The organism is Cupriavidus sp. F041, assembly GCF_057814235.1.
Genome location: NZ_JBVASY010000001.1, coordinates 1141393 through 1153606, shown reverse-complemented (window position 1 = coordinate 1153606; position 12214 = coordinate 1141393). Strand labels below are relative to the sequence as shown.

9 protein-coding genes are annotated in these 12214 nt (G+C 63.3%); 3 read left to right on the top strand and 6 right to left on the bottom strand.

Annotated features, from left to right (window positions below; genetic code table 11):
- Positions 1-58 precede the first annotated feature (58 nt).
- Positions 59-922, top strand: coding sequence for a cytochrome c (locus ACZY0R_RS05280; protein WP_488857450.1), 864 nt, complete (start codon positions 59-61; stop codon positions 920-922).
- A gap of 482 nt (positions 923-1404) precedes the next feature.
- Positions 1405-2406, top strand: a complete 1002-nt coding sequence (locus tag ACZY0R_RS05275; RefSeq protein ID WP_488857448.1) for a SphA family protein — start codon at positions 1405-1407, stop codon at positions 2404-2406.
- 231 nt (positions 2407-2637) lie between these two features.
- Here ACZY0R_RS05275 and ACZY0R_RS05270 read toward each other — a convergent pair whose 3' ends face one another.
- A complete protein-coding gene (locus ACZY0R_RS05270) occupies positions 2638-4161 on the bottom strand; it encodes a glucan biosynthesis protein G (protein WP_488859510.1) in 1524 nt (507 codons plus the stop codon).
- 274 nt (positions 4162-4435) lie between these two features.
- On the opposite strand from ACZY0R_RS05270, the gene bglX reads away from it, so the two are divergent.
- Positions 4436-6724, top strand: coding sequence for a beta-glucosidase BglX (gene bglX / locus ACZY0R_RS05265; protein WP_488859509.1), 2289 nt, complete (start codon positions 4436-4438; stop codon positions 6722-6724).
- 335 nt (positions 6725-7059) lie between these two features.
- Here the strand turns inward: bglX and ACZY0R_RS05260 are convergent, their stop codons facing one another.
- The 5 genes from ACZY0R_RS05260 to ACZY0R_RS05240 all read right to left on the bottom strand — a co-directional run bounded on the left by ACZY0R_RS05260 (position 7060) and on the right by ACZY0R_RS05240 (position 12205).
- Positions 7060-8655 carry an AMP-binding protein gene (locus ACZY0R_RS05260; RefSeq protein WP_488857447.1) on the bottom strand — a complete coding sequence of 532 codons (1596 nt, stop codon included), beginning with the start codon at positions 8653-8655 and terminating at the stop codon, positions 7060-7062.
- Between the two features lie 132 nt (positions 8656-8787).
- Positions 8788-9690: a bile acid:sodium symporter family protein gene (locus tag ACZY0R_RS05255; protein WP_488857446.1), complete on the bottom strand. Its 903-nt coding sequence runs from the start codon at positions 9688-9690 to the stop codon at positions 8788-8790.
- Between the two features lie 39 nt (positions 9691-9729).
- Positions 9730-10341 (bottom strand): HD domain-containing protein, encoded by a 612-nt coding sequence (locus ACZY0R_RS05250; RefSeq protein WP_488857444.1) that lies wholly within the window; start codon positions 10339-10341, stop codon positions 9730-9732.
- 26 nt (positions 10342-10367) lie between these two features.
- Positions 10368-11123 carry a class II aldolase/adducin family protein gene (locus tag ACZY0R_RS05245; protein ID WP_488857443.1) on the bottom strand — a complete coding sequence of 252 codons (756 nt, stop codon included), beginning with the start codon at positions 11121-11123 and terminating at the stop codon, positions 10368-10370.
- 32 nt (positions 11124-11155) lie between these two features.
- Positions 11156-12205 (bottom strand): 2-hydroxyacid dehydrogenase, encoded by a 1050-nt coding sequence (locus ACZY0R_RS05240; RefSeq protein ID WP_488857442.1) that lies wholly within the window; start codon positions 12203-12205, stop codon positions 11156-11158.
- Between the last annotated feature and the right edge of the window lie 9 nt (positions 12206-12214).

The window sequence follows — 12214 nt, the reverse complement described above, 5'->3', positions numbered from 1 at the left end:
TCCCGGCGCTGTCGACGGCAGGAATGCCGCACAATTTCGCTCGCTCTGGAGAGAACGCATGAAAGCCTGGATCGCAATGGCCGTTGGCGCGCTTGGCTGCGCAATGGCGTTCCTGGCAGGTCCGGCGTGCGCCGCGGACACGGCGACGCTGACTATTGCCGCCGGTGCGCAACAGCGCAGCTGGACGCGGGAGGCGCTGCTGAATGACCGCCGCCTGACCGACGTGACGGTGGACGACGACAACCTGAAGCACCGGCTGACGTTCAAGGCTATCCCCCTGGCGGCGCTGCTGCGCGGCATGCCGGTGACGGCCGACGCAAGTGCGACGACCGCAGCCAGCGATGGCTATATTTCCCACCTGCCGATGCGCCTGCTGCTGGCCGATAGCGTTGACGAGCCGCGCGCCTGGCTGGCGGTGGAAAATCCTGACTCGCCATGGCCGACGCTCAAGGGCCAGGACATCGGGCCGTTCCGCCTGATCTGGACAGTGCCAGCGGGCCGCGCTACCTCCGTGGTCAATGAGAGTCTCTGGACGTACAGCATCGTGCGCATCGACATCACCGCTTCGCCTGCCGAGCGTTTTGCGGCAATCCGGCCCGCGGCCGGCCTGCCGGCCGGCGGACCGGTCGTGCGCGGATTTGCGACATTCCAGCGCGTTTGCTTTTCGTGCCACTCCCTCAACCGCGTCGGCGATGCGCACCTTGGCCCCGATCTGAATGTGCCGTACGGCGCGGTCGAGTATCTGGGCGACGACAAGCTGACCAGGCTGATCCGTGACCCGCAGTCGCTGCGCTGGTGGCCTAACGCGCGCATGTCGGCGATCGACAAGAAAACGCTGTCCGACGCTGATCTGAAGGACTTGCTTGCGTATCTGCACCATATGGCCGGACGTAAGGTGGCGGCGCCGGCCGCCGGCTCCTGACCTGGTGTCGGGCAGGCGCTCGAGCGGAATGGCGAAGACCGTGGCGTGGACAAAATTGTAGGACAGCCAACTCAGCACCCAGCAGATCATCAGGGTCGTCAGCGAACTGGTTGCGATCATCACCGCCAGCGCAATCACACCCGGCAGGGCGCTGGCTGCCATGAACGGGCGCTCCGACAGCCGGTCGGTCCAGCGAACCGGGAATTGCTGTAGCGTACCGACAGAATGTTCATTGGCGTTAGCGTCCGTTTTTTTAAAGCTGTGAGCCGATCATCAAGGCCACGCGAGCGGCGGCTCGTCGGCGACGAGGCTATGTGAAAACGCCGTGGTTCACCTAGACTGAAAAAGTGCATTCAGATGGAGGCGGAAGGGTGCCTGTAGGTTGATGGTTTGCTATCTTGCGCCGAACTATTTGATCTAGCTCGTCACGGGCGCCGCCTGCACGCCACCGGGGAAATGACAGGACCAGGAAGTACGCAGCGATGAAAACGGTCAGCAGACAGAAGCTCATGGCCGCAGCCTGCGGCGGTGCAGTGCTGACACTCGTGTCGCACGTGGCGCGCGCTGACCAGGGTGGCGTGCCGTTCTGGTCTTCAGGACAATTCCCGAGCCTTGCCGCTGTGCCCGAGTCACCGGGCTGGTCAGTGGCTGCCCTGCCTTATTACTACAACGGTAGCGCGGGCGGGGGGAAGTCTTTCAATATCGGCGGAACGGTTTCGGCGGGTCTGAGTACGCGGTTGCCTCAACTGCTCGTGCAACCCGGGTACGCGACGGAACAAAGGATATTGGGCGGTCAGCCCTACGTCGGCGTTAGTTTTGGTATCGGCAGGAATAACGACGACGTAAATTCGTCGATCGCGCTCGCAACCCGTGGAGCGCAGGCCAATCGGTCTGACGCGATAACCGGCGGCACCGATCTCTATCCGTTCGGGAGCCTTTCATGGAACAAGGATTCCCACAACTGGATGACTTATCTGACGGGCGATATACCGACCGGTGCATACAACAGTCAGCGGCTTGCCAACATCGGCATCGGTCATGCCGCAATCGACGCCGGCGCCGGCTACACCTATCTAAATGAGAAGACAGGGCACGAGTTCTCCGTCGTGATGGGCGTCACCTACAACCTTAAGAACACCAGTGTGAACTACCGGAGCGGCATCGACGCTCATGTCGACTGGGCGGTATCGCAGTTCTTATCCGAGCGGTGGCATTTGGGAATCGTCGGCTACGCGTATCGGCAGCTTACCGCCGACACCTATCCGATCAGCGGCTTGGCTGGCGCCCTGCGATCGCAGGCGCTCGGTGATTTCAAATCGAAAGTGTATGCGGTCGGCCCTGAGGTTGGTTACCTGTTCACAGTCGGCGGCCAGCAGGCATACATGAACCTGCGTGGCTACAAGGAGTTCGGGGCGCAGAACCGCACTGAAGGCTATGCGCTGTTCGCGACGCTGTCGATCCCGATCGGTTCCGCAAAAAAATAAGGGAGTGTCTCTGCTCTGCCGGCCGTCTCCGGACGTGCTGCTGACCGTCGTGATGCTGGTGTGCGGCTTCGGCATCTGACGCGTACGGGATCAGTCAACAACGCGTACTAGTTGAATGACCGCCAAAGCAGACGTCGAACGAATTCAAGTGAACCGCGGACCGGGCGCTGGAGGACATGGCGCGGACGCATGCGGCTCGTCGCAGGTGCTCATGCGTGGTGGCGATTCCGCTTATTTTCCTCCGACCGAATGTGGCGGTAGTTGGTAGCTCCACGTCTCGCTTAGCGTCTTGTCGCCGGACACCAGCGCGGCGCGCATTTCCACCACTTTCCGCGGATCCTTGACTTTGATCCGCAGATTCAGCCGCCAGCCTTTGGTGACAGGATTGGGCTCCAGCACGTTAGCGAGGAGCTCGGCGTTCTCGCTCACGCTGACCTGTGCGCCGACCTGCGTGCCGGCTGGAAGGTCAGCGAGCACGGGGCCCTCGAAATCGACTACAAGGCCGGTGCTGCCATCGAGACGGCGGATCAGGTTGGCCTGCGTGATTTCTCCTGCCGAGCGCAGCGTCTGCTTGACCCAGGCCAGATCCTTGTTGAGCAGGGCGCGCTCATTCATGGTCCAGTGCATCGTGTAATCCGCCTGCAGCGGCTGGCCCTTGGGCGGCAACTGGTCCGGCGTCCAGAAGGCGACGATGTTGTCGTTGGTCTCGTCCGGCGAGGGGATTTCCACGAGCTCGACCTTGCCCTTTCCCCAGTCGCCCTGCGGTTCGATCCAGGCGCTCGGGCGCAGGTCGTAGCGGTCCTTCAGATCTTCATAAACAGAGAACTCGCGCCCGCGCTGGAGCAGCCCGAAGCCCCTTGGATTCGTGACCAGGAAGGTGCTGATGGCGAGGTTGCGCGGGTTGTTCAGCGGCCGCCACAGCCATTCGCCATTTCCCGTGTGGATAGCGAGGCCGTTGGAGTCATGCAGGGCCGGCCGGAAGTTATATGGATCGCGTTGCTGGTTCGGCCCGAACAGGAACATGCTGGTCAATGGCGCCACGCCGAGCTTGGTGACGGCCCCACGCAGAAAGATGCGTGCCTCCACCTTGAGGATCGTGTCCTCACCGGGGTAGAGATCGAAGCGGTAAGCGCCGGTGGCGCGCTGCGAGTCAAGCAGGGCGTAGAACACGAGATGCTTGTCCTGCGGATCGGGCCGAGCGATCCAGAACTCGCGGAAGGCCGGAAACTCCTCGGCTACGGGCAACCCGGTATCGATGGCCAGGCCACGACTGGACAGTCCATACACCTGGTTCTTGCCGATGACCCGGAAATAGCTGGCGCCCAGCACACTCATGATCTCGTCGAGCTTGTCGGCGCGGTTGATCGGGTAGAGCACCCGAAAGCCGGCATAGCCAAGCTTGCCGGTCGCGGACTTGTCGAACTTCAGGTCGCCGAAGTTGAACCGCGCCGGGTTGTATTTGATCTCGTGGACTGCATCACCGACGATCTCGTTGATGCGAACCGGGCTGCTGAACTGCATGCCTTGGTGGTAGAAGCCCAGGCGGAACGGCGTGCCCGCGTCCTTCCACTCCATCGTGTCGCTTCGGGGCTGGATCTTGATGTAGTCGGCAAACTGCATCTGACTGAACACGGGTGGCAGGTTGCTGACCGGTGCGGCATATGGCATGTTGGCCAGGGTCCTGGCGCGGGGTGTCACGTCGTCCAGGGAGAACGCGCAAGCCTGGGTGCCGCACAGCAGCGCCCAGGCGGCCATAAGCGCTGGCAAGGCGGTTTGCGTCTTGGTACGTAACGACGCGGCGATGGCGGCAAGAACCACAAGTCTCTCCAGAAAATGCACGTTAAGGAATGCTGCTCCCCCGCAAGTGCGGCGAAAGCCGCTGGTTGCAGTGGCGGTAAACTGCGGACGCAATGCAGAAAGATAACGTATTTCGCTTCGCATACCTGTAGAACAGGAGGTGTGCACCATAGCGGGGCGGCGACCCTGTCGCGCCGCTTGGATCCTTCACTTGGACAACTATCAGATGAGAATGCTCTCTTCGCTGGTCCTGTCGGCCAGTCTGGTCTGTTTGCCGGTTCTTGCCGGTCCCGCGTCGGTTTCCCCCGACGACAAGAACGCATTCATCGCCGATCTCATGGGACGGATGACGCTCGACGAGAAGGTCGGCCAGCTGCGCCTCATCAGCATCGGCGATGACATGCCGCAGCCCCAGTTGCTCAAGGAGATCGCGGCGGGCCGGGTAGGCGGCACGTTCAATTCGGTGAGGCGACAGGACAACCGGCCTATGCAGGACGCGGCAGTGACGCACAGCCGCCTGAAGATTCCCATTTTCTTCGCGTACGACGTGGTACACGGGCACCGCACCGTATTCCCGATCAGCCCGGGTCTTGCATCGAGCTGGGACATGGAGACAGTGGCGCAGAGTGCACGTGTCTCGGCCATTGAAGCCAGCGCGGATGGCCTTGACATGACCTTCGCGCCGATGCTCGACATCTCCCGAGATCCGCGCTGGGGGCGCACGTCCGAAGGATTTGGCGAGGATCCCTATCTTGTCTCGCTGTGCGCCCAAGCCAGCGTCAGGGGGTTGCAGGGAGCATCGCTGGCCAATGCCGACAGCGTGATGGCCGTTGTCAAGCACTTCGCGCTATACGGAGCCGTGGAAGGCGGGCGCGACTACAACACGGTCGACATGAGCCCGAACCGCATGCTCGAGGATTATCTGCCGCCGTACCGGGCCGGCGTCGATGCCGGCGCCGGCGGGGTCATGATTGCGCTGAACTCAATCAACGGCGTGCCGGCCACGTCCAACAAGTGGCTGCTGAGGGACCTGCTGCGCAAGACTTGGGGGTTCAAGGGCATCACGGTGAGCGACCATGGGGCAATCGACGAGCTGACGCTGCATGGCGTGGCAAAGGACGGGCGCGAGGCCGCCAGGCTCTCCATCCAGGCCGGCGTCGATATGAGCATGCACGACTCGGCTTACCTGGCGCACTTGGCCGGGCTCGTGAAATCGGGCGAAGTGTCCGTGCGTGAGGTCGACGACGCAGTGCGGGAGGTACTGGGTGCCAAGTACGACATGGGCCTGTTCCAGGATCCCTACCGGCGCATCGGTGTCGCAGCGCAGGACCCGCCGGACGTCGACGCGGAGAGCCGCCTGCACCGGGCGGCGGCACGCGCCGCCGCGCGCAAGTCGCTGGTGCTGCTCGAGAACCGCGGCCGGACGCTGCCCCTGAAGAAGACCGGAACGATCGCGGTCATCGGGCCGCTGGCCGATGCGCCCGTCGACATCATGGGAAGCTGGTCCGCGGCCGGCAAGTCCCGGCAGTCGGTCACGTTGCTGCAAGGCATGCGCGACGCAGTCGGCGACAAGGGCCGCGTGGTCTATGCCCGCGGCGCGAACGTAACCGACGATGCCGGCGTGGTCGGCTATCTGAACTTGATGAATTGGGACAAGCCCGAGATTGTGCAAGACAAGCGTCCGCCGGGCGACATGATTGCCGAGGCGGTAAAGGCAGCGCGCAGTGCCGATGTGATCGTGGTGGCCGTGGGCGAGTCGCGCGGCATGTCGCACGAGGCGTCGAGCCGCACAAGCCTTTCACTGCCGGGAAGCCAGGAGACCCTGCTCAAGACGCTCAGGACGACCGGAAAGCCGCTGGTGGTGGTACTGATGAACGGCCGCCCCCTGGCGCTCAACTGGGAGAAGGAGAACGCCGATGCACTGCTCGAGACCTGGTTTGCCGGCACCGAAGGCGGCCATGCTATCGCCGACGTGCTGTTCGGCGATTACAACCCGTCGGGCAAGCTGCCCATTTCCTTCCCGCGTTCGATCGGGCAGATTCCGATCTATTACAACCATCCACGCATCGGACGCCCATTCGTACAAGGCAAGCCACGGAACTACACCTCTCAATACTTCGAGGAGCCGCCCGGCCCGCTGTACCCGTTCGGCTACGGGCTGAGTTATACGGAATTCAGCGTGTCGGACTTCACGCTGTCTAGCCGGACCATGGCGCGCAATGGCCGGATCGAGGCCAGCGTGACCGTGAAGAACACCGGGCAGCGCGACGGGGAAACAGTTGTCCAGCTTTATCTCCAGGATGTCGCCGCCTCCGTGGTACGGCCGGTGAAGGAGTTGAAGGACTTCCGCAAGCTCATGCTCAAGGCCGGTGAAGAGCGTGTGGTGCATTTCAGCATAGATGAGGAGAAACTGAAGTTCTTCAACGCAAAACTCGAGTATGCCGTCGAGCCCGGCGATTTCAATGTCCAGATCGGGCTCGATTCGGAGGCGGTGCAGGTGCGGAGCTTCGTGCTCGAGTAGCATGATGGCTCCTCCGTGGCGGATGGTTTTCGGGGCCGCAGGGCGCTTGCTTCCTGAAGGACGGTGCTTGAAGGATTTCCGCTTCGGCCGAACTTCGGCCGTTGGCGCGGGCCGGCACGAACGGCTGTTCCTGAAATTGAGACGTTCAGTCCAGATTTCCCGCACGGCTGTTACCGCCGAAATCCCACACCGGGCTAATCTTGGCCACGCCAGCGAGCGCAGAGACGTGATCGAGCGTGACTCCCGCATATCCATATTCCGCGATCAGTGCCCGGGTAAGATGGATGGCCCTCTGACGGGTTTCCAGTCTGCGACGATACTTCACCGGCTCGACGTCAGTTCCGCAGTTCGCGGCGCAACACCTTGCCGACGGTGGACTTGGGCAGGCTGTCGACAAATTCGATCAGCTTCGGCACCTTGTATGCCGTCAGCCGCTCGCGACAGTACGCGGCGAGCGTGTCGGCATCCAGCGCTGCATTCGCGGTCCTCACCACGTAGATCTTGACGGCCTCGCCGGTCTTGCCGTCGACGACCCCGACGCAGGCGCATTCCGCCACGCCGCCGCACCCGCTCACGATCGCCTCGATTTCATTCGGAAAGACGTTGAACCCCGATACGATGATCATATCCTTCTTGCGATCGACGATCTTCAGGTAGCCCGCCGCATCGATCACGCCTACATCACCCGTGCGGAAGTAGCCGTCGCTGGTAAAGGCAGCGGCATTCTCTGCCGGCTTGTTCCAGTAGCCACGCGTCACCTGCGGGCCCTTCACGCACACTTCGCCCGCCTCGCCGTCCGCGGCTTCCGTGCCGTCGTCACGCAGCAGGCGGACATCCGTCGAAGGCACCGGCAAACCCGTGGTGCCGTTAAAGGCGTTGATGGTTGGCGGATTGAAGCTGACGATCGCGCTGGTTTCCGATAAACCGTATCCCTCGCGGATGAAGACGCCGGTCAGCGCCTCCCAGCGCTCGGACGTGGCCGGCACGATGGCCGAGCCGCCACCGGCCGCCAGGCGCAGCGCGGAAAAGTCGACCTCGCCGATGCGCGAATGCAGGGTCAGGCCGCCAAACAGCGTGTTGACGCCGGTAAAGACCGTGCAGCGCGCGGCCTTGAGGACATCAATGAAGGCATCCATGTCGCGCGGATTGGGCACGAGCCAGTTGTGGGCGCCGATCGAAAAGCAAGTGAGGAAGTTCACCGTTAGCGCGAAGATGTGGTACAGCGGAATTGCCGTCACCACGACTTCGCCACCCGGGACAAGGTTGCCCGGCGAGATCGCCTTGAACTGCATGACGTTCGCGATCAGGTTGCGGTGCGAGAGCGCCGCGCCCTTGGACAGGCCGGTGGTTCCACCCGTGTACTGCAGGAAGATCAGGTCGTCGCCGGTCACTGCCACACGCTCCAGCGGCAGGTTCGCGCCTTGCGCCACCGCCGCTTCGAATCCGACTGCGCCGTCGATGCCGCCCTGCCCGGCTGCGCCGACGAGAATGACTTGCCGGATCGCCGTGCGCGGCATCACTTCCGCCACCGTGGCCGCACCGCCACCGAACACGATGATGGTCTCCGCCCCGGCATCACTGAGCTGATGCTCCAGTTCGCGCGCCGTATAGAGCGGGTTGACGTTGACCTGGATCGCGCCTATCCGCGCGATCGCGATCAGAGCGATCGGGAACGCGATCAGGTTCGGCAACATCACGGCGACGCGGTCGCCCTTGCGCACCCCTAACTCCGACTGCAGGTAGGCCGCCAGTGCCCGCGACTGCTGATCGACATCGCGATAGGTCAGCGTCCGCCCGAGGCAGGTAAATGCGGGGCGCGCGGCATGTTCGCGCATGCCCTCGTCGAACAGCGCCACTAGCGATGGGCAGGCGTCGGGATTGATCTCGTGCGGAATGGCGCCATAGCTGGCGAGCCACGGTTTTTGCTTCATGTTGCTTTCAGTTTCCTGTTTGGGTGATGGCCCGGGTCGATGCTTTGCCGCGTTGCCAAAGCATGCCCATAACGCCCACAGCCTTGTTACATCACGTCAGAATTTTGTCATTTGCCGACAGCCGTGCGATTTTCACTTTTGACTTGCCGGAGAAGCGCACTTCGCGACCACTGCGCTACCGGCGCCCTTACGCACCACCCACCAGCCGAACGCCGCCGCGGTGAAATACATCAACAGGCTGTAGACCGCGGCCGGGAGCGACATCGTGCCGTTCTTGAGCACGACCAGCGCCAGGTAGATTGCCAGCGCGCCGTTGTGGATGCCGATCTCGAACGCGATGGCCCGGTTCTGCCCTTCGGTCAGGCGGACGGTCTTGCCGATAAGGTAGCCGACCAGCAGGCTCGCCAGGTTGAAGACCAGGCACGCCGCGCCCACGATCTGGAAGTTGGTGGAGATCACGACCCATTCCTTCACCACGATCGACACGATCAGCAGCACCAGAATCAGCGACGACGCGATCTTGACCGGCTTGTCCATCGTTTTCGAGAAGCTCGGCAGCTTCGCATGGATGAACATGCCGATGGCCACCGGCGCGAGCACCAGCGCGATGACTTCCATCGTCTTCTGGAACTGCAGCGGGATGTAGGCCTGACCGCCCATGAACTGGCTGAGGGCGAAGTTGACGATGGTCGGGATCGTCACGATGGCCAGCACGCTGTTGATGGCGGTTAGCGAGATGTTCAGCGCAACGTCGCCCTTGAACAGGTGCGAGAACAGGTTGGCCGTGGTGCCGCCTGGCGATGCGGCCAGCAGCATCAGGCCCACCGACAGTTCGGCCGAAACGCCGAAGGCCTTGCAGATGAAGAAGCACAGTGCGGGCAGCAACAGCACTTGCGCCAGCAGCCCCATGGCGATGGCCTTGGGCTGGAAGAGGATGCGCTTGAAGTCCTCAAGGCGCAGGTGCAGGCCCAAGCCCAGCATGATGATGGCCAAGGCCACCGGGAGTGCGATCGTGGACAGCGCGCTTTCTTGCATGAGTGTCTCCTGGTTATCGTTATGTAGCCGGGCCTTGCGTTATCGAGCGGCCTGGTTTTTGTCCATTGCTGCCTTGTAGACACCGTTGCGCGGCCGGGCGAACACGTGGCGCACCATTGGCTCGAACTCGCTGATCGGCAGCGTTTCGCCGCGCGGATCGAACGCGGGGTTGTCGTACAGGGCGCAGAACTCCGCGGTGCGCTCGTAGCAAGGGTGGGCCTTGAACTGCTCGCGCAGGCCGCGGTCCATGCCGAGGTGGTGGAAGAAGAAGTGCCCCTGGAAGATGCCGTGGTGCTTGACCATCCAGTGGTTTTCTTCGCTCACGAACGGCTGCAGCAACGTCGCGGCCACGTCGGGGTGGTTGAAGCTGCCCAGCGTGTCGCCGATGTCGTGCAGCAGAGCGCAGACAACGTATTCCTCGTCGCGGCCGTCGCGCAAGGCCAGCGTGGCGGTCTGCAGCGAGTGGGTGTAGCGGTCCACCGGAAAGCCGCCGAAGTCACCGTCGAGCAACTTGAGGTGGGCCAGGATGCGGTCGGGCAGACCGGCCGCGAGGTGGCGGAACTCGCCGGCGATGCTCTGCCAGTCTTCGCGAGTGCTTTGGTCTAACCGCGTGAAGCGGCTCAGCGGGCTTTGAGTGGGGTTCGCGCTCATCGTTGTCTTCCATTCCATGCAAATGCTCAGTTCTTGTAGCTGGGGTCGATCCGGTCCAGCTTGCGCAGCACTGCCGGCCAGGCGATCTGCGCACCCTGCCCGGAGGTTCCCGTGCGGACCACTTCCTTTACGTTGCGCTGAATGTTCGGGTCAACGCGAATCAGCTCGCCGCCGGCCTGTGCCGAGATCTGGATCTGGCAGCAGGTCTCGAGGAAGTACATGGACACGAATGTCTCCGCCACGCTAGCCCCCACCGTCAGCAGGCCGTGGTTGCGCAGGATGAGATAGTTGTTGTCGCCCAGATCGGCCTGGAGCCTGGGCTGCTCGTCGGGGCGCAGCGCAATGCCTTCATAGTCGTGGTACCCAAGGCTGTGCAGCACCAACGTGGATTGCTGGGAGATCGGCAGCAGGCCTTCGCGCTGTGCGCTCACTGCGACGCCGGCGCGGGTGTGCGTATGCATCACGCATTGCACGTCGTGGCGCGCTTCGTGGATGCAACTGTGGATCGTGAACCCGGCCGGGTTGACCGGGAACGGCGACTCGTGGAGTTTGTTGCATTGCGCATCCACCTTGATCAGCGACGACGCGGTGATCTCGTCGAACATCAGCCCGTAGGGATTGATTAGAAAGTGATGGTCCCTGCCTGGAACCCGCGCACTGATGTGGGTGAAGACCAGGTCCGTCCAGCCGTAGAGGGCTGTCGCGCGGTAGAGCGCGGCGAGTTCGACGCGCAGTTGCCACTCTTCGGGGCTGGTGTGGGCTTGGAGGGAAGGGATGTTCATGCTGGGTCCAAATAGTTGATGAGCAGTAAAAGTCAGGATTGAGCCGGCGCCTGTGCCTCGGGGTTGAGGAAATTGGCCAACGGCGCGCCGCGCAGCGCGCCAACCAGGTTCTGGAAAGCCTCGCGCGCCATTTGCTGGTGTGTCTCGTGCGTGGCCGCGCCGAGGTGAGGTGTCAGCACGACGTTGGGTAACTTCAGTAATTCGGGGTGCACCTTCGGCTCCCCCTCGGTCACGTCGAGCCCGGCGGCGGCAATGCGGCCCTCGCGCAGGGCGGCGGCCAGGGCGGCGTCGTCGACGACGCCGCCGCGTGCGGTGTTGACCAGCACGGCGGTCTTTTTCATCAACGACAGCTCGCGAGTGCCGACGAGGTGGTGCGTGGCAGGTCCATAGGGCACCTGCACCATCACCGCGTCGCTTTGGGCGAGCAGCTCGTCAAGCGGCAGCCAGCACACGCCGAGCGCTGCTTCCTCCTGCTCGCTCACGCGGCGCCGGCTGTGGTAGCACACGTCCATGTCAAAGCCCCGGGCGCGCCGGGCCAGCAGCGCGCCGATGCGGCCGAGGCCGATGATGCCCATGCGCCTGTGGTGAACGTCCTGGCCGGGCAGCGGCGAGAGTTGTCCGACCCAGCGGCCGGCACGCACGAAAGCGTCGGCCTCCACGATGCGGCGCGAAGCTGCAATCAGTAGGCCGAAGGCCATGTCGGCAGTGGCGGCACACACCGCGCCGGGCGTGTGGGCCACCCGGATACCGCGCGCGGTGCAGGCCTGCAGGTCGATGTGGTCGAAGCCCGCGCTGATCGTGATGACGAGCCGCAGCCGCGTGCACGCCGCGAGCAGCTTGGCATCGATGCGATCGCCGGGGATGACGAGCACGCAGTCGGCATGCTCGAACAGCGGGGCCAGGTCGCCACCTTCCTCGCGCTCGGCGGGCATACGGACCTCGCCGAGTTCGCGCAGGATCGCCAGCGAGGCGTCGGGGAAACGCCGCGACAGGGCGATGAGGGGCTTGTGCGCGGCGGTCGTGCCAGCGCTCATTTCAAGTCCTTTCTCGGGCGGGCCTTTTGAGGCTGGGTGGCCGTGCATCGTTGTCTC